Here is a 21,942-nt window from a genome sequence, read left to right as displayed (position 1 = left end):
GTCCGGTGCCAGCCGGAGCGGTTCGTTGCATTCACTGTATGAGATACAGCTCACTAGACGCAACAGGAACTGCTGAGAAACTTCGGTAACGGTTCGATCTCATGCATGCGATTGCATTCACTGCACACGAGACGTACCGTCAAGAGACAGCAGCGCCGCCCACGATCGGCCGGCGCGCCCTCCACTCCCCCGCCCGCAGCCCTCTGCATGCGTTGGCGCATCACAGGAAGGCCCCAGATGACCACCAAATCGACGCTCGAACACTCACCGAGCGGCAGGCAGCCATGACCGCGGGCCCAGGCGCCCCACACACCAACGGCTCACCGAACGGCAACGGCCGCAAAGACGCTGAACGGCGCTTGACCTTCACGCAGTCGCCGTACACGCACCGATATGCGTCAGAACTGTCGGAGCTGACCGGGCTGCCGAAGTCGCACCTGTACAACCAGGCGATGCTGATCATGGCCGTACTGGTGCGCGCACACCGGCATGGGCAGGAGTTCTGTGTCCGGGACACGAAATCGGGTCGGGTCTATAGCGATCCGGCGCTTGCGGTGATGTTGGGGGACATCCTGACGTCGCTGCCGGAGGGTATGGACGAGCAGCGGTAGCCGAATCGCAATGTCTCATTCATGCGATTCTGTTGCATTCATTATATGCGACGCGTACAGTAGTTCGTGTAGCCGAGATCACACCGAAGGAGCCCCGCGATGATCCGCACCACCTACAGCGAAGCCCGCGCCCAGCGTCGCGCCACCGCGAAAGCCCTCCGCGCTCGCGTGCGCCGCCTCCTCGCCCAGGCGGTCGTCCGGTTCCTCAACGGTGCCGACATCACCGCAGCCATCACCCGCGGCGCGCTGGTCACCATCACCGCCCACATGCGGACACTGGGTGCCGACGAAGAGCTGGTGCGGCGCTTCGGGTCGCACGCCGGCAAGAAGGTGAAGGCCGCGCACATCGCGCTCACCGGCGTTGACCCGCAGCGTGTGTGGACGGTCCGCAACGACCGCCCGATCGAGGTGTTCGCATACTCCCCCACCGACTCGTCTTTAACTGAGGGGCTGCGTGCCTACCCACGGACCGCGCACCTCGTCGCGGCCTGATTATTCCGAAAGGACTACCCCCGATGAGAACGACCACTATCCCCGTCAGCCGACTCCGCGCCGGTCACCGAATCACCCGCAGCGGTCTCGCGGTCGAAGGCCGTGTCGTCGCCGACGTCACCGAAGCCGCCGACGATCACGGCTGCTGGGTTCAGGTCACGTTCGCCGATGGCTCGACGTGGGATCTCGACGGTTGGGACGCACCCGTCACGGTCGTCGCCTGACTTTCCGAATGGTGGTGGCTGGTTGACGCACAACGGCGTGCGGAACGGATCAACGACGCTCCCCACAAACCAGCCACCACACGCCCCGACCGTCCAACCCGAGGAGTTCACGATGACCATCATTCCGACCAGCTTTTTCAGCGCTGCTGGCGAGTTCCCTATGTCAGCCGTAACACCCGCGATGGCGAAGGCCCTCGACACAGTGGACGACTCCGGCGCGATCACCGGTTCGGCTCAAACCCTCAACCGACTGATCGAAATGGGTCACGCCGAGGACAAGCGCATCCGGGGTGTCTATCTGACCAACGCCGGGTGGGATGCACTCGCCGCTCTCCCCTTGCCCGCCGCGCCGAAGGTCGGCTGGACCGGTACCGGTGAGCACCGAACCCGCACTCATGAGCGGGTCACGGGTGAGCGTTACAAGACCAAATCGAACGGGTCGTGTGGTCGCTATGTGTCGACCATGCTCGCTTCAGCGCAGTGCCTGTGCGGCTGGTTCAAGTACGCCGAGGACCGTGAACACGCCCGCTTCCTGGCGCGCGCACATCGCAACGAAGCCGCATAACCCCAGGGTCGCTCGGGTGAGTGCCGCGAATGGCGATAGCGGCAGCAGGTTCAACCCCTGCACGACCCACACCAGCCACCAACCCAACACCTCACGAAAGGAGTCAGAGCGATGAAAGTGTAAGCGGGGCAGCCCGATTGGGCGGAGGGACCGGCCTCCAGGACTCGGCGCAACAAACCCGGCCAGTTCACCAGCCACTACGAATCGAAGGAACGACCCCATGACCACCGAAGCCGCGCAGTTCACGCCACCGAAGGCGCTCGCCGAACTGATCGAAGCGGCCCTGTCGCATGGTCGGTCGTTCATCGTGCAGCACAACAACAGCGGCGACAGCCCGTTCGTGACGTTCCGAGCGAAATGGTTGCCGGAAGGCTGCGATGTCACCACCGAAGTCACGCTGACGTGGCACACGCGCAGCACGGGCACCTACCGACTGTTCACGGCAATCGCCCGCGGCTACTACCAGGACTGGCATGACATCAGCGCGAAGAAGGCTCTGTCGCTCGTCACGGGCGCCTCGTGTTTCTTCCGCCGCGACGTCCACGCCGCCTGACTTCTGACCACCTCCCCCCAAACCGACCGACGCACGCAAGGAAACCAATCATGGGATACACGACGGACTTCGAAGGCTCTGTGACCGTCACACCTCCGCTCAACGAGACCGAACGCGCCTACCTGTTGCGGTTCGCTGATACGCGGCGCATGGACCGCACCAGCGGCCCCTACTTCGTGGATGGCACGGACGGTCAATGGGGGCACGGTCAGGGGCACGACTCCGATATCCGCGACTACAACTGCCCGCCCGAAGGTCAACCCAGCCTTTGGTGCCAATGGGTGCCGACCGAGGATGGGACTGCCATCGAATGGGATGGCGGCGAGAAGTTCCATGAGGCGGACGTCTGGATGCGATACCTTATCGACCATTTCCTTCGCAGTGGCGCGCGCGCCGAGGGGCATCCGGGGTTTGAGGGTTTCACATTCGATCATGTCGTGAACGGCGTCATTCACGCTCAGGGCGAAGATTCGGACGACACCTGGGATCTGGTCGTCACGGACAATGCGGTCACTGTCTACCGCGACGCCGACGCCGCCTGACGAGCGAGGATCAAGCCATGTCTAACGACCAGCTCACCGCCCGTGATCGTGTCCGCCGCTACATGGAGCAGACGCCGGAACAGCGGATCGCAGGGATAAGCAAAGCGTTGGCGGAGTTGACGAAGCCGCACAGCAACGACGAGGGCACAGAGTGACCATCACCCCCGGCCTCGAATGGTTGACCATGGGCGCGAAAGTCGCATACATCACGAGCTTCGGCTATAGCGGGAAGCTTGTCGCCGAAGCCACCGTCGACAAGGTCGGTAAACGTGATGTCCTCGTCATCGTCCACGGGCGCGACGAAAAGTTCAACATCAACCGGACCACTCAACTTCACGGCGCGACATGGTTGCGTCGTGACAGCGGTGCGTGGAGCCGCAGCGACTACCTCGCCCCGCACGATGATCCCACCGTCGAGAAGTACCGAGAAGAGGCGCGGCGCCAAGCGGTTGAGGGCGCTGCACGTGACGCTGCTGACCGGTTCCAAAGCAGCCCGAGCCCGGATGCTGCTCGCGCACTGCAAGCCGCGGTTTCCCGCTACCTCGAACTGAACGACACCGAACAGGACTGACATGGAAGTGACTATTTCGGGTGGGCTCGAATGCGCGCTCTGCCTGTACGGCGCACCGCGTCCGAGGTCCATCGACGACAAGGCCGTGACGATCGTCGCCGGGTATGCACTGTGCGAGGAGCACAAGTGGGAGTTCGGCGACCAGGCGGAAGCGCGGGCGAGCGAACTACTCGTCGAGCACCAGGAGCGGGAACGCGAACGCAAACGCAGGCGGGGCGAGTTGTGACCGCTCATGACCGTCCACCTGACCGCCCGGATTTGGAGGCGTGGCGTCGCCGGCAAGCTCTCCGTTCGTCGAATGCGGCACGACCGATCCCGTCTGGGAAGCAGTATGAGCGGAAGCCGAAACATGAACAGGAACGAGAGAGGCGCGATGGACGGGAAGCGTGAGGAGTCGCACCTTCGAGCGTTGATTGAGCAGCGTAAACGACTCAACGACTTGTCGTATGCGGACATGGTCGCCCGTGCGGAGGCGTCCGGGGAGAAGCTTGGCAAAAGCAATATCGGACGTGTCGCTACCGGCGAGAACCCGTCGTTGAGCCGATCGACCATCTACGGGCTCGCCGCTGGCCTGGGGGTCACGCCCGCGACGGTCGCACGCGCCGTGCTCGCCGACATGGGCATCGTCTTGACCGAGCAGGAATCGGATAGCGAGACCGCGATCCGCACCGATCCAGCGCTATCGGAGCAAGGCCGCCGACTACTGCTGGCCATGCTCGGCGAAATCGTTGATACCGCGCCGAAACACACACGAGAGCCGGAGAAGCGCGATGAGTGAGCTGGACCAGTGGCTGCACGATCAGCATGAGGCTCTCGTCGATGCCATACGCGACAGCCTCGATATCGAAGCAGGGCTTGCCGAGGTGCTGAGCAAAGAACAGGACGAACGAGATGGACATTAGCGAGCTGGCGCGGCTGCTCGACCCGGAAGCCTGGGCGGCCACGTGGTCGACTCTCAGTGAGGCTATCGAGATCCAGACCCGCCGGGAACAGTCCGAGATCTACGCTCGGCGCATCATCGATGGCGGCTATGCGTTGGTGAAGCTGCCGGATGCTGAGCTGGATGGTGCGGGCCAACAGTGCTGGCCCGTGAGTAGTCACGATTCGCGGGCGCGCGTCACCGTGCGCGCGTCGGATGGTCGGATCGTCCAAGACATGGTGAGCAACCCGGTTCCGCGACCTGCGGATGCCCGTTCGCTGGCTGTCGCGCTGCTTGCCGCGGCGGACTATGCGGAGGCGCCCCAAGCGGTCTGAGCCCTGGCATGCCGTCAAAGTGCGCCGCACCATCAACCCTGACCCGGAATAGGACCATGCCTAGCCGCCCGCTGAGTCTCACCATCACGGTATCGCCTGTCACGCATGCTGAATGGGTGCTTGCGTTGCGGTACGCGCCGGCCGCCGCACTCCTGTCAGACCGGGACGGAGACATCTGGACCAAACGCTACGGCCACACCGACGACGGGCTGAACTGGAAGCGGAAGGACGGCGGCTGGGCGAGCCCGGAAGAAGTAGCCCGATACGCGCCGCTCCACGAATTCGACGGAGACAACGATGAGTAAATCCGCATCGTTGCCAAGTCCAAATGCCTGCCGTTGGTGTGATGTTGACCGTGAGTCGCATCTTCAGCGGTGGGCGCCGGAGGTGAAGTGGCATACCTGGGCGGAACCGACCGATGAGCAGCGGAAAGAACGGATGCTGAAGAGAAGGACCGCGTAATGGACCGCCCGCTCCTGTACCTGGATGTCGACGGCCCGCTCAACCCGTTCGCGGCGAAACCGCATCGGCGGCCGGAAGGCTATGAGACGCACCGCTTGTTGCCAGCGTCTTGGGTTGCCCGCTGCACGGAGATGAAGCCGCATCGGAAGGTGAAAGAGCTGCGGGTGTGGCTCAATCCTGCTCATGGCCCGAAGCTGTTGGCGTTGGCTGACCGGTTCGAGCTGGTGTGGGCGACGACGTGGGAGCATGACGCGAACGAGTGGATTGGCCCGCGGATCGGCCTGCCGGAGTTGCCGGTTGTGGAGTGGCAGACGTCGAAGCGGTTCGGGCCTGATTTGACGTTCTTCAAGACCGCGGAACTCGTCGAGCATGCGGCCGGGCGCCCGTTCGTGTGGGTGGACGACGAAATGACTGTCCGTGACCGGCGGTACGTGGAGCGTGAGCATCCTGGTCGGGCGTTGCTGCATTGGGTGGATCCGGCGAAGGGTCTGCTGGACGCGGATTTCGAGGCGCTGGCGGCCTGGGCTGTGCGTCCGGCCGATACGGAAGGGTCGGCGGCGTGACTATGCCCCGAACCCAACTGGTTCGGGGCATAGTCAGGGTAATCGTCGCTGATCGCTCATTGACTCGATGAGGGTAGCGAACAAACGTCAGCGACGATCATGCGCCCGATGTCACTCCAACCCGGCTACACCCAGCCTGGACAGAATCTGCCCCAGGTCGATCCTGGCGCCACCGAGAGTCACCCAGTGAACTTCGGTTACGCCAAGGCTGGCATGGTTCCAATCCCGGTGCTCTTTCCGGTCGAGAGTGATGGTGATTGGCGCGGCAGGGCTGAGCCCGGCAGTCCGGTTGATTTGCGCGGCGAGGTCGCCGGTTATCGTCGCCCTCAGCGCTCCGGATCGAGTGAACTCGTTGAGTTGTTCCAGGGTCGAGATTTCGGCCATTGTGGGGCCTCCTCTGCTCTCACATCGTTGGGTGCGCAGGCTTGCCCGGAGGCTATCGGATCGCACCGACATGTTTCGACACCGCGGGTTTGGGCAAAACTCTTGCCGATTTAAACCCTAGGGTTTAAGCTAGGTTCACACCCACCAAGGAGGACCCAATGCACACCAACCTCGACGCCCGCAACGCCGTCATCACCGCCATCGAAGCCAACGGCACCGACACAGCGTCCCGCGACCAGTACGACATCGACGCCATCGTCACCGAAATCCACACGGCGACCGGCGGATACGACGTGGACGCCATCGAGCCCGCCGAGTTCTGGGCCATCGTCGAGCGCCACCAGCTCGCCACCGTCAACATCGTCATCCTCGACACCACCACCGAAGCGCCCGGTGTCGAGTACGGCTTGGCCGTTGGTGACGCGCCCGCGCTCGACACCGATCAGGTGCGCGCGTTCCTCGACCAGCACGGCGCTTGGAACAACGCCGACACCGACATCTACGCCCTGGTCGTGCCTGAAGACTTGTGGAACGCCGAGCTGTACGGCCGCCCGTACCTGGAGGTCGGCGTGCCCGCCCAGCAGCTCGCCGCACTCAACGACGCCGCGACCGCCTGACTGCCGCCGCTTCGAGATGAGACCGGGGCGTGCTTACCGCCCCGGTCTCGCCTTCATTATCCCTGAGAGGGAAACCAATGCATGACCCGCTCGCCACTTTCGACACAGCGCAGGACTCACAGCTCAATCCGTGGGAATCTCTCGCTCTACACGCCCGCTGGTTGGCCGACGTCGCCGACCGCTGCGCCACTATCGACCCGGCCGATTTGGCGCCGACCGATGATCGGGACCTGCTTGCCGAACTCGATGAACGCGCGCTGGCGATCCGCAGTGTCGTTGCCGCATGCCGACGCGCAACCTGGAGCGCATTGCACGAGGAGACGGGCAACTACTCCGCGGTCGCACGCATGTGGGGTGTGACGCCGCAGAACGTTCGGCAGGCAATCGCCGCGCCGGATCGGCCGCGATGACACGCACTGCCCGCGAGATCCCGTACTGGCGGATGGACGAACCCGCGGGCAAGGTGATCGGCTACTGGCCGGGACGGTTATCCCACTTGTACAGTTTGAGCACCTGTGGTCCGGTGTCGGCGCCAGCGAGGTTTGCTCGGATCTGGTCTCGCATCGTTTCCAGCGCGGCCGGGTCGGCTTTGACGCTGGCGAGGATTCTGGTGGCGAGTTGGCTGGCGAGTTCATTGCTGATATCGGCCCCGGCCTTACCGAGGGCGCTGGCGGTGGACGCGATGCCTGATTGAAAGCCGTTGAGGTAGATGCCCAGTGCAAGTTCGATGTCGATCGGATGGTTCGGGGTCGTGCTGGAATCCATTGCTGCCCTCACATCTCGTGGCCGGTTTGCTGGGTGTTGCTTGACACAGGCAGGATAGGGACAGCCACCGACACTTTATGGTGCGGTGGTCGTTCGCTGTTCGCGGCTGGCTCGGATCGCCGTCACGAACATGTGTACCAGGCGGTCTTCGATCCGTTTCGGCATCGGGCCCAGCTCGGCAGCCTTCTGTTCTACCGCTGCTCGCATCTCGGGACTCGTCATGCTCGCAGATCATGCCACCTTCTTCAGGACATCCGGGTCCACTTCGAGGAGTTGGAGCCGCATCCGGATCCCGTCTGGGTGGTCTTCTGTCCAGTGGGTGTCGCAGGATCGGTCTGGAGAGCCGTACCCGGTTATGAGTGCTTCACAGTCGGCGCACACGGGCTGTTCGATGCTCACGTCGCCCATTCCGGCTGGTAGTCGGGGTGGTTCGCCCATATCGACGCCACAGACCGCGAGGTCGGGCATGGCCAGGGCACCGGGTCGTAGTCGCGGCGGTAGTCGAAGTCGCGGCAGGTCTCACAGGCGCCGTTCTGCTCGCGGTGTTCGCCAGCCTTCCTACCGACAATCGCCCGCATTGATGCTACCTCACGTAGCACGCGTGCAGGGTCACCGGGCAGCGGCCACGGGTCGGGGTGCTTCTTCCCGAAACTGGCTGGCAGCCACCGGCGGACGAACAACACAAGGCTTTCTGACGCGCTCTGCTCCGCGGCAGCAACCTCGTGCGCCCATTCCTCGTCTTCAGCTAAGCGTGCTTCGATGAACTCTTCGATCCGCGTCATTGCTCCCCGCTTGGGTAGATGTACCAGTTGTTGCATCCGTCGCTGCCCCACCAGAGGCCGCGCGCGCCAGGTGGTTCCTGGTACCAGGTGATGTGGTCGGCGTCGTCGCTGGAGTTCTTGTGACTGTTGGCTTCCGCATACTGCTTCGCGGCGTCGATGCTGTCGAACATGCCGGGTTCGGGTTGGCTACGCCACGTGAGTCGGTAGCCGCTCATGGTGTTGGTCCTCCCGCAGCGGATTTCCTTCGATCGGCAATGAGGGTCAGCGCGGCGAGCAGGTCATCGTCTCCTGGAAAGATGAAGTTTCCGGCCTCGTCCGTGATGTGCCACTCCGGCACCGGATCGCTCGACTCCCACACCTCGTACTCGCCGAATTGTCCGATGCACTCCAGGCTGCTCATGGTGTTGATCCTCCCGGCCAGACTCCAGGGTGTACATGGATGGACTCGAAGCGGTCGAACTCGTCGACCTCGACCTCCAGGGCCGCTGGGTATCGCTTCCCGTCGTACGGGTCTGTGACCGTAACCAACACATCCCCGTGAATCGACTGGAGCTTCTGCAACGCCTCGATCAGGTCCGACAGCCGCGGCCCGTTGTTGTCGGTGTAGCTCATCGCCCGTCCTCGTCGTCCGGCCAACTGCAAACGTGGTCATGGCATGCCGGTCCGATGAAGCACATATCGCAGTACACGGGATGCTTCGTGCCACACCGGGAGCAGGGCGTCGTCCGCCACTTCGGGATGTAAGTCACGCCGCATCATCCTTGCCTGCGGGGCCTTCGAGGAACGTGCCGAACGTGGTGGCGCCGCCGCCTGTTCGGCCGGTGTTGTGGAGGACGGTGCCGGGCTCGCCGAACTTCATGGCCTTGACCTGCGGCCAGCTGAACGCGCGCGGCTTCTCGACAGCCTCAGCGAGTTTCGGCGCCTGGCCCATGCGGAGGAGTGCACGCACGACGGTGCGGTGTTCGTGTACGTCGGCCCTCAACCCAGGGTGTGCATCGAGCGCGTCGACGAGATGTCCTGCGGCGGCTTGGAGTTGCGCGAGATCGCTGCGAAGCCGGTCATTTTCTCCGCATGCCTTCTCGCATTCGAACTCCAAGCGCGGCATGATGCTCTCGTACCGGTCGAACGCCTTCTCATACCAGCGGATTTGCTTCCGCAGCTTCTTCTTACTCGGCATCAGTTCACGCCCTTACCGCGCGCGAATCGGTCGACCGCTTCCATCAAGGTCAGCTCGTTCACGAGGGTGTCGTCGTACTGGCCGGTCGTTGCGTATGCCCCGACGTCGATCGCCGCGAAGTACCGCAACCGCGCGGGAAGGCGGTGCGCGACCCACTGGCAGGTGTCGGACACAGTCCGATAGCGCCACGAGCGGAAACGGAGAGTGATGTCGGCCGCGCATTTTTGAAGGCTGGTCATTCAGAATCCTTGGTCGGTGAGGTACGCGTCGAGGTCGATGAACGCGGCCAGGTGCGGGCGGAGGACGTCGGCGCCCGCGGGTGTCGGTCCTGTGACGGCGTCAGCGGATGGCAGTGGCTTCCCGAGGGTTTCGCGGATGGATCGCCCTGTCCGCCACGACTCCAGGACCACGTCCGACATCTTCACGCGGTTTCCCGATCCGCGGTAGCCAGCGCATATTCCAGTTCGCTGTTCAACCGGTCGATCTCGGCGTATGCGGCACACAGTTCCGGGCTCACGTCGCTCAGCCGGTCGAATGGGTTGTCCCACCGCGAGTGTTTGCCCGCGTAGAACTTCTCGATCTCCTCCGCCGACACAGTGCGTTCGACCGCAGCAGTCTGCGGCAGGTCCTGCGGCTGTGTGACGATCTCACGCATTTGCCCGATGTCGTACTGCGTCCAGAACTTCGGCCGATAAGTGTGCACCGTCCAATGCCCGTGGTTCTCCCGGAACATGGTCAAACTCACCAGTTCTGGCGCGGTCCAGCGTTGTTCGTCGAGCAGTGCGCGGATGTCGCCGGTGAAGTTCGCGACATCAGCGATGTAGACGCATCCGATCGGCGCGGCGTACGGTGTTGGTTCCCAGCTGAAGCTTTCAGCGTGGGCGCCGACTTTCTGGATGAAGTCGTAGACATGGGTTTCGCCGAGGCCGCCGACGGTGAGGAACATGGTGGTGCGGCAGTCGAGAGATGCGAGCCAGGCTGCGCGGCTGCGTTCGGGGAGCAGGCCCCATGGGATGGCCGCAGTGTAGCGCACGTTCTGCATCTCGTATGCGGCTTGCGCTTCCCGCCAACGGATCGTTTCGATGTTGCTCATTGGCTTGGGGTGCGCGCCCCGGTTCTGCGTTGACGCGGTGATCATGCTGCTTGCTCCGATCGGATGCGCAGCGTCTTAAACCAGACGCGTTCACGGTCTGGCGTCGCGTCCAGGCCGCCAGCTTCTACCTTGGCTTCGTCTGGCATCCCTTCGCATGCGGCGACAACGGCCCGCAGATCACCGAGCTTCATCGCCGCACCGGATGCGCTGAACCATTTCTCGCTGACTCGGGTTTCGTAGGCTTCCACGCGGATGCTCATGCGGGAAGCTCCCCACGTTCCGTGGCAGCGTTCAAAACGTCACGCAACAGCACCGCGTCACCGATCGGAAGCTCATACGGGTGCCCGTTTTCGGTCGAGCGGGGCGCGTCATCGCGGACATGCAGGACCAGTTTGGTTTCCGGCGTGTAGTCGCGAATCTGAGCGGAAATCGTCTCGCCATAGATGGTGAGGGTGTCGTGCAGGTGTTCGTTCATCGAATCAGTCATGCTGCTTGTTCTCCAGAGGTGTTGACGTAGAACGATTCGAGTGTGCGGCCGGCAAGTGCGGCCATCCGGCGGAGAAGCAACTGGGTGCTGTCGCACGGCCAGCTGACGACATGCACCCGGAACCTCTCCAGGTCCATGCCGCGGAGGTAGCTTTCTTCGATAGCGACAACAGGCTGGCGGATGCCGTGCGTGCGCGCGTACCGCTCGCCTTCCCAGATGGATTCGGCGATGATCAGGTCCCGTATGCAACCCTGGCAGTACTTGTCGGCCAGGTTGCGCACGGGCTGGCGTCGGCAGTACCGGCATTCCGGGCGCCAATCACTGTCGGTGCTGTACACCCAGCGTCTGGTTTCCGGGTTCCAGCCGAAACGCTTGTAGCGGATGATGTTGTCTTGGATCGGCGCGGCGGGATCGAAATCCCGAATTCGCATCACCGTGACCGGCAGTGGTACGCGGATCTCGGGGCACAGCTCCACATCGAGTCCGGGCACGGGCATGGTTTCGCCGTGCCGTGGCCCGCCGATGAACTCGATCTCGTTCGACTGGGGCCGCCACATCATGTCGATAATCGCCGGGGCGGTCGACGACAGTGGGGGCCGCTCCTCGTGCCGCATGTCGGCACGGTCGACCTGCACGCCGGGAAAGTGTCGCGCGACTTCGACTTCGAAGTAGTCGAACAGTCCGTCGTAGTAGCGAACACCTATCGGAGAGGTGGCGGTGACACGCATGCTCCGGAGTCGGTTGACGGTCTCCATGTCGATGATCGGGGACGATGCAGGCCCCCCACCGCCCCGACTGCCGGAGATCCTGCCGCCGCTGCGCCAAGCCTGCGGCGGAATGCCAACCAGCCCCGCGAACCTCTCGTTGATTTCCTCTAGCTGCTGCCGGAAGGCCGCCAAGCCGTTGGGCGCCTGTGCTGGCGGCTCGAATTCGCCTTCGAACGTCGAGCCGGGGCACAAGACCTGTGAGTCGTCGTCGGCGTACCGGTATTCGGGGTCGACGTACCCGATCGACCGCATTTCCCGCATGCGTCGGGTGATGGCGAGCCCATGCCACGGCTCACGGCACCATTCGTGCGGGCATTTGTCTTGGTTGACGTTGTAGTCGTAGCCGCTGCGCCGGTCGTAGTTGGCGAGTTGCGCGTCTACGAGTTCGTCGATCGCGTCGACAATGTCACGGTCACTCACCGCCGTTCACCTCCGTCAGGTCGAACAGGTTGGCGCCGCCCCATGGATCGTCACCTGGGTCGTTGTATTCGGGTCCGAGAGAACCGAGGATCGCGTCGACGTCGATCGGCTGAGCCATCGCGCGCGCCAACTCTTCCTGGACTGCCTGCGCTGTGTCCGGCTCACCTGCTCGCCCTGGCGCTTCAACCCATTCCGCGTACTCACTCCAGGTCATGCCGAGGTATTCATGTAGCGGCATGCCCCCGCCGGCGCCGTTGTGCCAGGCGTCGACCCGGTCATCGATTTCGTCGTCAGTCATCGGCGTCCTTCGCGCTCCTGGTGAATGCGACTTCCGACCAGTTAGGGCAGTCTTCGTAAGCAAAGTGTTCGACCGTGAATCCGTGTTTCATTGCCAGCAGGTCGACTTGCGGGATGTTCGCGGTGTGGACCTGGACGGTGAGGTTTTCCGCGCGCACCGATGCTGCTGTCCTGAGTTGTGCGTCGAGTGCACCCATTTCCCAACCGGCAACATAGGCGGTGTCGTCGTGGGGTCCGCCGTTGCTTTTCACCGTGACGAACGGCATGAAAAGCTCGTAACCGCCTTCTTCTTCGCTCACGCTTCTATTGTCTCGCCCGAGTCAAACTCGAAATTCGAGCGCAACCGGTGACCCGCGAAAGATGAAGCGACCCTTAATGGCCCGCTAGACTTGACGAGCGGCACAAGCCGCGGGCAAGAAAGGAACCGATGGCCACCTACACCGAGCAAGAGAACCAGTGGACAGTCACCCCGAAGATCTCGGGGGAAGTCCAGACGAAAGTTCCCCTGGTGCTCGAATGGGAAGCGGACTACGCTTCCGTGTCCGACGACTACACCACGCGCGAGATCAGCGCGTACGAGATGTTCCAAATCTGGGCGAAGAAGGTGGAAACCCGGCACGGCGACACCATCCCGATCTTCTGGGTGCTCCTCGGCGAGCGCGCACCGTTCTGCGAGCAGTACAGGAATGCCCATAAGGCCGAATACGGTGAATACGAGGATTTCACGTCGTACTACCGGCGTCCGGTCAATACCGAAACCGGAGAGCCGGTCAACTGGGCGCGCATCCCGGTTGCAGTTGGCACATGGGCGCCTGGGGAAACGAAATCCAAGAGCGATTTCATTGTGACAGCAACGGGTTGGGTGCCGTCGCCGCTTCAGTCGTCGGTGTCGCTCGCTTTCCTGATCGACTGCGCGAATGCTCAGGCAGCCGCGAACGGCTACGACGAGTAGCCCTGCCCTGTCGGTGCCGCACGCGGGCGGTGGTCATGCACCTCCCCGCGTGCCCGGCTGCCGGACTCGTCTTCGGCGAGCATGGTCGGGTGGCGCAGGCCGGCAGTCCGTCACGCCGCCCGCTCTTCACCGCCGTACCACGCTCGAAGCGACCGAACATCTTCCGCAGAAACGTCCATGCCCGCGAGCTTCAGAATCGACATATCGGTCTCGATCGACGGTTCCGGGATCGGGTTCGCCGCAATAAGGGCCGCAGCCTCCTCGTTGCCGTCCACGGCCAACGCCAGCAGGTCTCCGTACATGGTGATGGCCGTGGAGATCATCGCCTCAACGCTGGGAGGCCCGAACAGCGCGCGTAGAAGCGGGTCGCCTACGCATCCGTCGATCAGATCGGGGTGGCTTGGGCGCCCACACCAGCAGCGACTGCACCCTTCTATGGTCACGCTTCAGCCCCCCGCCACTTGGCCCGCAGTCGGCGATCCCACTCCTGTTTGCATGCACGTGCACGGTCGGGATCGGGTGTGAGCATCGCGGAAGCAAGCAACTCTTGGTCGGTCAGGTCGGCGAGATCCGCTGTCGACGCCCGCGATTCGCTGTAGGCGCGCTCGTGGTCGACGTTCCCGAGGTACCAGAGCTTGCAGCCGCGGCCGTTCTTGTGGAACACGACCCCCTTGCCGGGTTCGATTGTGTACGAGTACCCCATGTAGCGGGGTGCCCCGGCTGGGTCGATGCGGTCCGCCCAGAACCGCATCCGTTTCGCCAACGCGGCTTTGGCGTCTTCGCTGCCGTACATGCGGCAGCCAATCCATTGGGTGGTCATGTAGGTGTGTGAGGCGCAGCCGCGGCAGATGAAGTACACGCGAGCTTCCTGAACGTCGGGTTGCCGCACGATGACTCGCCCGCGGGCGTCGAGCATTTGCGTTTCGAACACCATCGAGACGACTTCCCAGTTGTGCGGGCACGTGCGGGGTGCAGCGAAGCTGATCGGGATCCCGTTCACTCGGCCTCCTCCGGCTGCCATTCGGTGACGTACCGCCGCATCACGTGGTCGTCGCTGGTGTCCATGACCGCGTAGGCGACAAGCCGTTCCGCACCAGTCGGCAGCAGCCCGGCGGCGGCGAGAGCGTCGACTACGTCGGCGGCTACCTCCCCCTCGCGGCCCGCACCGATCCAGGACGGCGCGATGATCTCCAACTGCTCGGCGAGCGCTATCTCGTAGCAAGCGCGGATATCCTCGGGGGTCACTCGATTACCTCGGTTCGTTCGTTGCGGCGCTTGGTCAGGCCGTAGATGTTCGCGGCGCCGTACGTGAACGCGGACAACAGGAACCACCACTGCCGGGTCGCGACCGCGTAGGCGATCCACAGGAACTGCACGGCGAGACCGATGAGCGGGCCGACGAGCGACTGAGACCGGTACACGAGCACCAGGCCCGTGACGCCGATCGTTGTGAGCGCGAAACTCCACCACAGCGAGATCATGCGGCCTCCGCCTGTTCTGCGACTGCGACGCCGTACAGGACGTCGAAGGCCATCACGGTCTCGCACCTGGCAATGTCGAAGACCTCGACGACACGCAGAGAAATGCCGTCCAGAGTCACTACAGCACAGAAACGCTCATCCACGACCGGGAGCGGAAGCGGGGCTGATGCGAACTGCGCGCCTTGACCTGCGGCGCGCATGGACCGGTCGATGTTCTTCGCGAGCACATCCATTGCGGGCACGATGAACTTGTCACGGAAGTCGTTGAACGGCAGCGTCAGATCTTCTGACGTCACCGCGAACGCTACGTCGGCAACGGTATTCAACTGCACCGAGATCGTCTCGTCCTCAGTGCCGGCCTTGCGGACCTCGACGGTGTCGCCAGGCTTGTGGGGCCCGAACTGGGTGCAGGCATCGACGTTCAACGGCTGCTTGATCAGCTCACGCATGGTGTTCACGGATGCCTTCGCGATTGCGTCCACGCCAATTATCAGGTCGGTCATGTCGCTCTCCCTTCAATAGATTCAATCAACAGATGCGCATAGTCAGATACCGACACACTTCTCACGCCGCCACCTCGATCAGGTCGATCAAGCACGCCACCAGCGCGCCCACAGCAGCCATCAGCAACGCGAACTTCACGTCCAGATGCCGAACCACGCACGCCAACACGAAAAGCGCCGCGGGCACCGCCAGCCACAACAAAGCGACCTGCACAGGAGTCACGCCGCCACCGCCGCTGGTTCGCCGACCACATGCCCGAGGGATTCCGCGACCGCGGCGCCGAGATCGCGTGCAGCAGGAGGAGTGACCGCGTTGCCGCACAACCGCACCTTCTCGCGCTTGTTGCCGAGAAGCGTGTAGTCGTCAGGGAAGGCCATACCGCGCTTGATCTCGTCCGGGGTGAGCATGCGGAACATGCAGTCCTCGATATTAGGAACGGCGGTCGTCGCGAGCGCGTGATGGTTGCCCGCGGCAGCGAACGTGTCCAACGGATCCCGCACGGACTTCGGGGTGTTGTTGTTCCGCAACGGAACCACGAACGCATACCGGTCGTGAGTCGTCATCGTGCGATCCGGTTCGCTCGTGGTAGCCGCGTTGCCGTTGCCGTAATACGGCACCAGAAGCCCGGTTTCGTTGCGGGCGGTTTGGGTCCGCAACGGCTCCCGCACATGCCCAGCGACCTTCCCGTCACGACCCTCCACCGGAATCAACAGTCCTTCAGACTCGCGAGTCGTACGGGTCCGCATCGCCTCCGTCAACGGATACGCGGTCTCGTTCCACGACCCACCCGCAGGCACCAACAAGCCGTCCGCTGACCCATAGAACTTGCTCAGCCCGGCACAAATACGGGCCATCGTCTTCTCCGCCAACGGCTTCACACGGTCACCGATCCGCTCACCAGGCAACGTCCAGTCAATCGCCGACGCAGCAGGCAACCAACCAGGTTCGATCACCGAATTACGGCACTTCACACGCGGGCAACGCCACACATACTGGGCCCGGTAACGGCCCCACGGCTCCCGATCGGGACGCTTCCACGACTTCACCGCGTACACCCACTCATCGCAGGTCACACACCAGGCGCGCGGGCGCGTCCACTTCTCCAAATCCGGCGCCCGATTCCCCTTCGGCCACGCCACCGCATACCAGCGATCCCGAGACTGCGGCGCCGGCACTCCCCCAGCCTGGGCATGCATCGAGTTCATGAACACAAACCGGATCTCGTACCCGAGCAGACCCCAGGCTTGCCGCCACGCCGGGAACATCACCCACTGCATGACGTCGACAACGTTCTCCACGATCACCGCCCGGTACCGGTGAAGCTCGGTGAACCGCAACACATCCCACATCGTCGCCCGCGACCGCTCGGCAGCCTCGTCGGGCAGGATCTCCCCGAACAGGTCCGGCTGCCGGTCACCGGCCGCGGCACCATGGTTGCGTTTCTTGCCCGACGCCTGACTGTGGTGAGTGCAGGACGGCGACGCCCACAAGATGTCCGTGCGCGGCGCCAACCGCGGGTCATACTGCGAGATGTCGGCGCACTTGTGGTCGGCGCGCGGGTGATTCGACGCGTGTGTGTCGATCGCCAGCTGCCAATGGTTCATCGCGAGGACCAGTTCGAGGCCGGGCACGTCAGCCAGTCCGGTCGACGAACCACCGGATCCGGCGAACAGGTCGGTCACCGTGAGCGTCATGCCGCCACCGCCTCAACGGCGGTTTCGGCGGGAGTCAGTCGGGCAGGCAAATCAGGAACCTCATTCTTGAGTCCGCAGGAGGCGGTAGGAGCGACTTTCAGGGCCGTCTGGTATCCGAGTGGCCGGGAGAGGGTTTCGGTGGGCTGTAGCGGCATATAGAGGCCGGTCGGAGAAAACTGCGTCCGCCACGAATTGCGTACGCCATACGCAGTTGTTTTGGTCTTGCTGCTGTCCGTTTGCCGACGAGTCTGGTTGGGTTGAGTTGAGTATCGATGTGTTGTCAATCTGGTTCTTGCCCTGGCTGGTAGTGGACGCGTTCGGCTTCGAGTAGTGCTGATGCGGCGTTGTATTCGCGGTCGTTGCCGGCGAGGAGTGGGAGGACGTCGTCGGCGCGGAACATGGGCGGTTTGAGGTGGGGCCAGTGTCGGGCGAAGGCTTCGACGACGCCGACGATTACTGCGCCGTTGCATGGTGGTGGCGTGACGGTCACTGCGACCGCCTTGCCTGGTCGTAGTAGTCGGGGTCGGAGGGCATCCACGGAAGGATGTGGGAGAACTGGAGTTTCGACGGCCAGTCGCGTTCTTCTCGGGCGCCTCGCCAGGACACGACGTCGACGATTTCGGCGCGGCCTTTGCCGGGGTCGTCGGCTGCGCGGGCGAGCCCGAATCCGAATTCGCTCCAGCGCAGCCACAGGCTTGCGCCGATGGGCGACATGTTGCGGCGTCCGTCGCCTGTGGTGGATTTGCCTGCGTGGGCTTCGGTGAGGAGCGCGAACCCGTACCGTTCGCGGAGTCCGTCAAGCACCCAGACAACGTCTCGCGCGGGCTGCTCGTCGTTGGGGTTCATGCGGTGGAGTTTGTAGAGCGGGCCGAGGACGAGAAGGTCGGGGTTTGTGTCGGCGATGGCGCGTTCGAGCCATGCAGCGTCGTCGCCTGCGCGGAGGTCGATGCCGGCGGGGCGGACTTCGATGCTCATCGACTCGTTCCAGTCGACTGGTTGGAGTCCGTGGTTGGTGCGCCGGTCGTTGACCATGCGGGTGACCCATTTGTAGCGGCGCCGGGATTGGGACGGGCTGTTCTCGCAGTCGATCACGAGGACGCGCGCCCGGTATCCGTCTGAGCCGAGGAGGTTTCCGGTGAACGGGTGAAGTCCCGCGGCGAGGGTGGTCGCTATTTGTGTGCAGAGGACACTTTTGCCGCCGCCTTCGGCTCCGGTGAGGACGATGCGGTCCATGCGTTCGAGGAGGCCGGGGACGATCCAGTTGTGGTGTGAGGGTTGGGCGAGGAAGTCGCCCATGGGTGTTGGTGGGTTGCTGGTGGGGTCGGCGGCGATTTGTTCGGCTTCGTCGCATGCGCGGCGGGTGGCGGCGATGGCGTCGTCGATGTCGGCGCGGTCGGCGCCTGAGGTCCAGGCGCTGTCCATGCGTTGGGCGAGGCGGATGCCGGTTTCGGAGAGTTTGCGGGCGGCGGAGAGGTTGCGGATGCGTTCGGCGAGGACGGGCACGGAGGCGGGAACGGCGGCGGCTTGCTGGGCTTCGAAGAGCGCGACTGGTTGGATCTTGCGGCCGACGAGGCCACGGTTTTGGGCTTCGACGAGGACGGTTGCGGGTTCGATGGGTTTGCCGTCGGCCATGAGACCGCGGATGACGGCGGCTGTGTCGCGGAAGACGGGGGTGTACCAGTCTTCTGGCCGGATGCCGAGGAAGTGGGTGGCAGTCTGTTCGGGGGCGAGCATGACGGCGCCGATGACGGCTTGTTCGGCGGTGTAGTCGTAGGTGAGGTTCTCGGTCATGGCGTGGCCTCAGATCTCTTGCCAGTTGGGGTTGATGGGGCGCCGCGGCTGCTGGTAGTTGTCGCCGGAGACTGCGCGGAGGGGGGTGCTCCAGTCTTTCCAGGCGTGGTCGTTGAGCCAGGTGCGTGCGAATTGCACGTAGCGCCGCTTTTCGGGGTTGTTCATGAGCTGCTGGGTTTCGGGGTCTGCGGCGAACCGGGCTGCTGCGTCGATGACGGCTTGGGGGTCAGCGCCGCTGCTGATGGCTTCGTCCCAGGCTTTGCGAGCGTCGTCGCGTTTGGCGTGTTTGGGGTAGGCGTCCCAGAACTTCTCGAAGAGGTCTGTTTCCTCGACCGTCTGTGCGAGGTCGGGCACGAGGGCGAGGAGCGGTGACTGACGCGGTTCGCGAACGCGCTTTGCTTCTACTAACGCTTCATTAACGCTTTGTCGGACACTGAGTCCGGGGGTTTTGGACTCAGTGTCCGGTCCTTTTGGACTCAGTGTCCGGTCCTTTTTGGACTCAGTGTCCGGGGGTGTGGCGGTCTTTCTGGTGAGCTTGCGTGGCGTGCGCTGTACTTCGCCCTGGTCGATCGTGCGCGTCAGCACCAGGTTCCAGACGAGAGGTCGTTCATCCTTGGGGAGGTGGGCGACGAGGTCGGGGTTTCCGGGCCGGATCAGGCCGAGCGCCTTGAGTTTGTCGAGCGAGCGCCGGATGGTTCGGTCGGTGAATCCGGTCCGGGAGGCGAGCGTTTCTTGCGACAGCCAGACACCTTCGCCGTGTTTGCCCGCGGCGTCGGCCATGATCAGCAGGACGCATTTCAGCGTCCCGTCTTCGATGAGTACTTTGCGTGCAGCCCATCGGGTCGCTTGAATGCTCACGCAGCCCCCTGCCCGTAGTAGGAGCGGATGATTGCGGTGATCGCCGCCGGCGTAATCGGCTCAGCGTTCCCGGCTTTGAAGTAGTCGTCGATGGCGTGGACGAGGTCCCAGTCGGCGACTGCCCCGTTCCAGGTCCATGCGCGGTGGGCTTCGGCGAGCCACACGGGTGCGTCACGCGCGTCGATGGTGTGCCCGTAGTGGGTTGCGATGTCGCGGAAGAGGTTCTGAATGTGCGCCGCGGTCATCTGGGTGATGCGGCGGTCAGATGGTAGAATCATGGTGTATGGCCCCTCCCATGGGCCGTATGCCGACCGCACTCCTACGGTTCGGCGTCACGCATCCGGTAATGCGTGAGACTTTGTTCAGCCCCCCATGTGGCAGTGGGGGGCTGAACTGCTTTAAGGGCTCAGGCGCAATGCGTATTTTCGCGTGCCTCAATTGCTTTCAGCCTATTCGGCTTGTCCAACCGGCTTTCCTGTCGTCCTGCCGCCTTCTGTGCGGCTATTTCCGCACGTCGACGTGCGTTGGAGTTGCGGCGGCAGATGCGGCAGTACCGGTTTCCGCGATCGTCGCGGCCGGTGTTTTCTGGGGTGTACTGGTGGCCCTTGACGCACACAGGGCGGTCAGCGAGTTTCACTCCCATGGCTTGCCAGTTCGGCTGGCTGTGCGGGTGGTCGATGTCGATCCCGTCCCAGGCCAGCGGTGGTGCGTGCATGAGTTGCTGCGAGCGTTCGACGCTTTTGGGGCTCGGACCTGGTGTGCCGGACAGCTCGTCGTAGAGGTCTCGAATCTGCGCCCAGCGGGTGTAGGTCATGTAGCCGGATTTGATGGATTCGTTGAGCTTGTGACGGCTCGACATACCGAGGCGTGACGCCAACATTTTGGTGGGCCACCCGATGGCTGAGAGCGCACGGATGCGGCGCCGGGCGCCTACAGTAAGCACCCAATGTTGGCGAGGGTCGGGCAGGTGGTTGACGGCAAGGATTCGTCCGGCCAGCGGTACACGCACCACTTTGGTTGTGCCGTCCACAATGAATCCGATTGACCGCGAAGAGCATTCAGCTGCGCGTGCGATCATCGAGTCGGTGAGTCCGAGGGCTTTCAGCTCAAGGATGTGCGCGAGGATGGGTGTGGCATCGACGACGGAAGGGATTCCGTTGAGTTTCCGCCATTCGTACAGCTTGTTCAGCTTCGATCGGTAGCTGAGCTGGCTCATGCTGCCGCCTCTCGAATCTTCTTACGGTGACGAACCAATGCCCGGTCTGCGGTCTGCGGGGTCATGTTCATGGCTTTGCTGAGCCGGGGATAGGTCCAGCCGTTGGAGACCGCGTGGTCGAGAACCGCTTGGCGTTCGGCCTTCGGTATGTCGCCTCGGTGTTCGCCAGCGAGGATGCGTTCTACCAAAACGAGGTCGGGTTGTTCGCCGCTGTCGCTGGCGCTCATGTCCGGCTGGTGGTCGGGATGGTCGATGTCGCGGCCTTCCCACGCGAGCGGTGTCGCGTAGCCGCGTTTGCGGGCCTTCAGTTCACCGAGTCGGCTGGGACCTGGTGTGCCGGACAACTTGTCGTAGATGTTCTTGATCGCTTGCCAGGTCTCGAAGAAGACCCAGCGACGCTGCGCGTACAGGCCAACTTGCCTAGGGGAAACCGTGAGGAGTGCTGCGATGTCGTCGTGGCGCCACCCGATTGCGCCAAGTGCTTGGATTCGGCGTTGAGTGCCGACACTGGGCACCTTCATACCGGTTTGGCTAGGCACCGGAACATGCGTGACCGACATGATTCGAGCGGCGCAGTCGATCGTGGTCGTTTCGTAGCTTTCGTGGCGGATATTCCACACTGCCTTCTGGTCGATTCCAGCGGCAGCCGCGATCGCGAAGTCGCTGAATCCCCATGCGCGGAGCTGGCGGGCATGGGCCGCGGGCCGCGCGGCTGGAACCATGCGGGGGATCCCTCGCGCCTCGCGGAGTCGTGCTCGTTTCTGCGCCTTCGGTTTCCCGAGCCGCGGCTGGGTCGACTTCCGGCGCCCCACGGCGGTGG

The 21,942-nt window shown here is 63.6% G+C and carries 44 protein-coding genes; 16 read left to right on the top strand and 28 right to left on the bottom strand.

Annotated elements, in window-relative coordinates; all coding sequences use genetic code 11:
- The first annotated feature begins 101 nt into the window (after positions 1-101).
- The 13 genes from NX1_RS36320 to NX1_RS15980 all read left to right on the top strand — a co-directional run bounded on the left by NX1_RS36320 (position 102) and on the right by NX1_RS15980 (position 5,837).
- Entirely contained in the window at positions 102-611 is a 510-nt protein-coding gene (locus tag NX1_RS36320; protein WP_157119786.1) for a hypothetical protein, read from the top strand.
- 99 nt (positions 612-710) lie between these two features.
- Complete coding sequence (locus tag NX1_RS16030) at positions 711-1,103, top strand: hypothetical protein (protein WP_068059237.1); 393 nt, start codon at positions 711-713, stop codon at positions 1,101-1,103.
- Positions 1,104-1,126: 23 nt separating this feature from the next.
- Positions 1,127-1,327 (top strand): hypothetical protein, encoded by a 201-nt coding sequence (locus NX1_RS16025; RefSeq protein ID WP_068059235.1) that lies wholly within the window; start codon positions 1,127-1,129, stop codon positions 1,325-1,327.
- A gap of 112 nt (positions 1,328-1,439) precedes the next feature.
- Entirely contained in the window at positions 1,440-1,892 is a 453-nt protein-coding gene (locus tag NX1_RS16020) for a hypothetical protein (RefSeq protein ID WP_157119785.1), read from the top strand.
- Positions 1,893-2,112: 220 nt separating this feature from the next.
- A complete protein-coding gene (locus NX1_RS16015) occupies positions 2,113-2,445 on the top strand; it encodes a hypothetical protein (protein ID WP_068059231.1) in 333 nt (110 codons plus the stop codon).
- A 50-nt stretch (positions 2,446-2,495) separates the two neighbouring features.
- The gene (locus NX1_RS16010) at positions 2,496-2,987 is read left to right on the top strand and encodes a hypothetical protein (RefSeq protein ID WP_068059229.1); all 492 of its coding nucleotides are present in this window, start codon (positions 2,496-2,498) and stop codon (positions 2,985-2,987) included.
- A 17-nt stretch (positions 2,988-3,004) separates the two neighbouring features.
- Complete coding sequence (locus tag NX1_RS36315; protein WP_157119784.1) at positions 3,005-3,142, top strand: hypothetical protein; 138 nt, start codon at positions 3,005-3,007, stop codon at positions 3,140-3,142.
- A complete protein-coding gene (locus tag NX1_RS16005) occupies positions 3,139-3,558 on the top strand; it encodes a hypothetical protein (RefSeq protein ID WP_068059227.1) in 420 nt (139 codons plus the stop codon). Before NX1_RS36315 ends, NX1_RS16005 begins: the two co-directional genes overlap by 4 nt.
- Before the next feature lies 1 nt (position 3,559).
- Positions 3,560-3,784, top strand: a complete 225-nt coding sequence (locus tag NX1_RS16000) for a hypothetical protein (RefSeq protein WP_068059225.1) — start codon at positions 3,560-3,562, stop codon at positions 3,782-3,784.
- 123 nt (positions 3,785-3,907) lie between these two features.
- Entirely contained in the window at positions 3,908-4,336 is a 429-nt protein-coding gene (locus NX1_RS15995; protein WP_157119783.1) for a hypothetical protein, read from the top strand.
- On the top strand, positions 4,329-4,460 hold the full coding sequence (locus NX1_RS38415) for a hypothetical protein (protein ID WP_281216530.1): 132 nt from the start codon (positions 4,329-4,331) through the stop codon (positions 4,458-4,460). The genes NX1_RS15995 and NX1_RS38415 overlap by 8 nt, the downstream gene beginning before the upstream one ends.
- On the top strand, positions 4,450-4,812 hold the full coding sequence (locus NX1_RS15990; protein WP_068059221.1) for a hypothetical protein: 363 nt from the start codon (positions 4,450-4,452) through the stop codon (positions 4,810-4,812). The genes NX1_RS38415 and NX1_RS15990 overlap by 11 nt, the downstream gene beginning before the upstream one ends.
- A gap of 461 nt (positions 4,813-5,273) precedes the next feature.
- Positions 5,274-5,837 (top strand): HAD domain-containing protein, encoded by a 564-nt coding sequence (locus NX1_RS15980; protein WP_068059217.1) that lies wholly within the window; start codon positions 5,274-5,276, stop codon positions 5,835-5,837.
- Positions 5,838-5,948: 111 nt separating this feature from the next.
- Here the strand turns inward: NX1_RS15980 and NX1_RS15975 are convergent, their stop codons facing one another.
- Positions 5,949-6,221, bottom strand: coding sequence for a hypothetical protein (locus NX1_RS15975; RefSeq protein ID WP_068059215.1), 273 nt, complete (start codon positions 6,219-6,221; stop codon positions 5,949-5,951).
- Positions 6,222-6,379: 158 nt separating this feature from the next.
- Between NX1_RS15975 and NX1_RS15970 the strand changes: the two genes are divergently transcribed.
- Both NX1_RS15970 and NX1_RS15965 read left to right on the top strand, forming a co-directional pair.
- Entirely contained in the window at positions 6,380-6,838 is a 459-nt protein-coding gene (locus NX1_RS15970; RefSeq protein ID WP_068059213.1) for a hypothetical protein, read from the top strand.
- 161 nt (positions 6,839-6,999) lie between these two features.
- A complete protein-coding gene (locus NX1_RS15965; RefSeq protein ID WP_157119782.1) occupies positions 7,000-7,248 on the top strand; it encodes a hypothetical protein in 249 nt (82 codons plus the stop codon).
- A gap of 61 nt (positions 7,249-7,309) precedes the next feature.
- Here NX1_RS15965 and NX1_RS15960 read toward each other — a convergent pair whose 3' ends face one another.
- The 14 genes from NX1_RS15960 to NX1_RS15900 form a co-directional block, all read right to left on the bottom strand.
- Positions 7,310-7,603 carry a hypothetical protein gene (locus tag NX1_RS15960; protein WP_068059209.1) on the bottom strand — a complete coding sequence of 98 codons (294 nt, stop codon included), beginning with the start codon at positions 7,601-7,603 and terminating at the stop codon, positions 7,310-7,312.
- 395 nt (positions 7,604-7,998) lie between these two features.
- Positions 7,999-8,385 carry a DUF6221 family protein gene (locus NX1_RS15955; protein WP_068059207.1) on the bottom strand — a complete coding sequence of 129 codons (387 nt, stop codon included), beginning with the start codon at positions 8,383-8,385 and terminating at the stop codon, positions 7,999-8,001.
- Positions 8,382-8,600, bottom strand: coding sequence for a hypothetical protein (locus tag NX1_RS15950; protein ID WP_068059205.1), 219 nt, complete (start codon positions 8,598-8,600; stop codon positions 8,382-8,384). Before NX1_RS15950 ends, NX1_RS15955 begins: the two co-directional genes overlap by 4 nt.
- On the bottom strand, positions 8,597-8,785 hold the full coding sequence (locus NX1_RS15945; RefSeq protein ID WP_068059203.1) for a hypothetical protein: 189 nt from the start codon (positions 8,783-8,785) through the stop codon (positions 8,597-8,599). The genes NX1_RS15950 and NX1_RS15945 overlap by 4 nt, the downstream gene beginning before the upstream one ends.
- The gene (locus NX1_RS15940; protein ID WP_068059201.1) at positions 8,782-8,997 is read right to left on the bottom strand and encodes a hypothetical protein; all 216 of its coding nucleotides are present in this window, start codon (positions 8,995-8,997) and stop codon (positions 8,782-8,784) included. The genes NX1_RS15945 and NX1_RS15940 overlap by 4 nt, the downstream gene beginning before the upstream one ends.
- Before the next feature lie 133 nt (positions 8,998-9,130).
- Positions 9,131-9,562, bottom strand: a complete 432-nt coding sequence (locus tag NX1_RS15935; protein WP_068059199.1) for a hypothetical protein — start codon at positions 9,560-9,562, stop codon at positions 9,131-9,133.
- Positions 9,562-9,801 carry a hypothetical protein gene (locus tag NX1_RS15930; RefSeq protein ID WP_068059197.1) on the bottom strand — a complete coding sequence of 80 codons (240 nt, stop codon included), beginning with the start codon at positions 9,799-9,801 and terminating at the stop codon, positions 9,562-9,564. The genes NX1_RS15935 and NX1_RS15930 overlap by 1 nt, the downstream gene beginning before the upstream one ends.
- Positions 9,802-9,987 (bottom strand): hypothetical protein, encoded by a 186-nt coding sequence (locus tag NX1_RS15925; RefSeq protein ID WP_157119781.1) that lies wholly within the window; start codon positions 9,985-9,987, stop codon positions 9,802-9,804. It abuts the gene before it with no gap.
- Positions 9,984-10,655 carry a hypothetical protein gene (locus tag NX1_RS15920; protein WP_157119780.1) on the bottom strand — a complete coding sequence of 224 codons (672 nt, stop codon included), beginning with the start codon at positions 10,653-10,655 and terminating at the stop codon, positions 9,984-9,986. The genes NX1_RS15925 and NX1_RS15920 overlap by 4 nt, the downstream gene beginning before the upstream one ends.
- Positions 10,656-10,696: 41 nt before the next feature.
- Positions 10,697-10,915 (bottom strand): hypothetical protein, encoded by a 219-nt coding sequence (locus NX1_RS36310; RefSeq protein WP_157119779.1) that lies wholly within the window; start codon positions 10,913-10,915, stop codon positions 10,697-10,699.
- Complete coding sequence (locus tag NX1_RS15915; RefSeq protein WP_068059191.1) at positions 10,912-11,142, bottom strand: hypothetical protein; 231 nt, start codon at positions 11,140-11,142, stop codon at positions 10,912-10,914. Before NX1_RS15915 ends, NX1_RS36310 begins: the two co-directional genes overlap by 4 nt.
- Positions 11,139-12,161, bottom strand: coding sequence for a hypothetical protein (locus tag NX1_RS15910; protein WP_169812241.1), 1,023 nt, complete (start codon positions 12,159-12,161; stop codon positions 11,139-11,141). Before NX1_RS15910 ends, NX1_RS15915 begins: the two co-directional genes overlap by 4 nt.
- A 160-nt stretch (positions 12,162-12,321) precedes the next feature.
- Positions 12,322-12,627 carry a hypothetical protein gene (locus NX1_RS15905; RefSeq protein ID WP_068059187.1) on the bottom strand — a complete coding sequence of 102 codons (306 nt, stop codon included), beginning with the start codon at positions 12,625-12,627 and terminating at the stop codon, positions 12,322-12,324.
- Complete coding sequence (locus NX1_RS15900; protein WP_068059185.1) at positions 12,620-12,925, bottom strand: hypothetical protein; 306 nt, start codon at positions 12,923-12,925, stop codon at positions 12,620-12,622. Before NX1_RS15900 ends, NX1_RS15905 begins: the two co-directional genes overlap by 8 nt.
- Positions 12,926-13,053: 128 nt before the next feature.
- Between NX1_RS15900 and NX1_RS15895 the strand changes: the two genes are divergently transcribed.
- Entirely contained in the window at positions 13,054-13,578 is a 525-nt protein-coding gene (locus NX1_RS15895; RefSeq protein ID WP_068059183.1) for a hypothetical protein, read from the top strand.
- Positions 13,579-13,688: 110 nt separating this feature from the next.
- Here the strand turns inward: NX1_RS15895 and NX1_RS15890 are convergent, their stop codons facing one another.
- The 13 genes from NX1_RS15890 to NX1_RS15840 all read right to left on the bottom strand — a co-directional run bounded on the left by NX1_RS15890 (position 13,689) and on the right by NX1_RS15840 (position 21,844).
- Positions 13,689-13,901, bottom strand: coding sequence for a hypothetical protein (locus NX1_RS15890; RefSeq protein WP_068059182.1), 213 nt, complete (start codon positions 13,899-13,901; stop codon positions 13,689-13,691).
- Positions 13,902-14,017: 116 nt separating this feature from the next.
- Positions 14,018-14,578, bottom strand: coding sequence for a hypothetical protein (locus tag NX1_RS38005; RefSeq protein ID WP_068059180.1), 561 nt, complete (start codon positions 14,576-14,578; stop codon positions 14,018-14,020).
- Entirely contained in the window at positions 14,575-14,823 is a 249-nt protein-coding gene (locus NX1_RS15880; RefSeq protein ID WP_068059178.1) for a hypothetical protein, read from the bottom strand. Before NX1_RS15880 ends, NX1_RS38005 begins: the two co-directional genes overlap by 4 nt.
- Positions 14,820-15,059 (bottom strand): hypothetical protein, encoded by a 240-nt coding sequence (locus NX1_RS15875; protein WP_068059176.1) that lies wholly within the window; start codon positions 15,057-15,059, stop codon positions 14,820-14,822. Before NX1_RS15875 ends, NX1_RS15880 begins: the two co-directional genes overlap by 4 nt.
- Positions 15,056-15,562 (bottom strand): P22 phage major capsid protein family protein, encoded by a 507-nt coding sequence (locus NX1_RS15870; protein ID WP_068059174.1) that lies wholly within the window; start codon positions 15,560-15,562, stop codon positions 15,056-15,058. Before NX1_RS15870 ends, NX1_RS15875 begins: the two co-directional genes overlap by 4 nt.
- 61 nt (positions 15,563-15,623) lie before the next feature.
- Positions 15,624-15,785: a hypothetical protein gene (locus NX1_RS36305; protein WP_157119778.1), complete on the bottom strand. Its 162-nt coding sequence runs from the start codon at positions 15,783-15,785 to the stop codon at positions 15,624-15,626.
- The gene (locus NX1_RS15865; RefSeq protein WP_068059172.1) at positions 15,782-17,257 is read right to left on the bottom strand and encodes a DNA cytosine methyltransferase; all 1,476 of its coding nucleotides are present in this window, start codon (positions 17,255-17,257) and stop codon (positions 15,782-15,784) included. The genes NX1_RS36305 and NX1_RS15865 overlap by 4 nt, the downstream gene beginning before the upstream one ends.
- A 280-nt stretch (positions 17,258-17,537) precedes the next feature.
- Positions 17,538-17,747 (bottom strand): hypothetical protein, encoded by a 210-nt coding sequence (locus tag NX1_RS36300; protein WP_157119777.1) that lies wholly within the window; start codon positions 17,745-17,747, stop codon positions 17,538-17,540.
- The gene (locus tag NX1_RS15860; protein ID WP_068059170.1) at positions 17,744-19,048 is read right to left on the bottom strand and encodes an AAA family ATPase; all 1,305 of its coding nucleotides are present in this window, start codon (positions 19,046-19,048) and stop codon (positions 17,744-17,746) included. Before NX1_RS15860 ends, NX1_RS36300 begins: the two co-directional genes overlap by 4 nt.
- A 9-nt stretch (positions 19,049-19,057) precedes the next feature.
- Positions 19,058-19,906, bottom strand: a complete 849-nt coding sequence (locus NX1_RS15855; protein ID WP_157119776.1) for a helix-turn-helix domain-containing protein — start codon at positions 19,904-19,906, stop codon at positions 19,058-19,060.
- A complete protein-coding gene (locus NX1_RS15850) occupies positions 19,903-20,184 on the bottom strand; it encodes a hypothetical protein (RefSeq protein ID WP_068059166.1) in 282 nt (93 codons plus the stop codon). Before NX1_RS15850 ends, NX1_RS15855 begins: the two co-directional genes overlap by 4 nt.
- A 128-nt stretch (positions 20,185-20,312) precedes the next feature.
- Entirely contained in the window at positions 20,313-21,122 is an 810-nt protein-coding gene (locus NX1_RS15845) for a hypothetical protein (RefSeq protein ID WP_068059164.1), read from the bottom strand.
- Positions 21,119-21,844, bottom strand: a complete 726-nt coding sequence (locus NX1_RS15840; protein ID WP_068059162.1) for a hypothetical protein — start codon at positions 21,842-21,844, stop codon at positions 21,119-21,121. The genes NX1_RS15845 and NX1_RS15840 overlap by 4 nt, the downstream gene beginning before the upstream one ends.
- Positions 21,845-21,942 lie beyond the last annotated feature (98 nt).

The sequence above is a fragment of the Nocardia xishanensis NBRC 101358 genome (assembly GCF_001613365.1).
In the GTDB taxonomy this organism is placed as follows: domain Bacteria; phylum Actinomycetota; class Actinomycetes; order Mycobacteriales; family Mycobacteriaceae; genus Nocardia; species Nocardia xishanensis.
The sequence above is the reverse complement of the archived record's forward strand: the minus strand, read 5'-3'. Positions and strand labels throughout refer to the sequence as shown.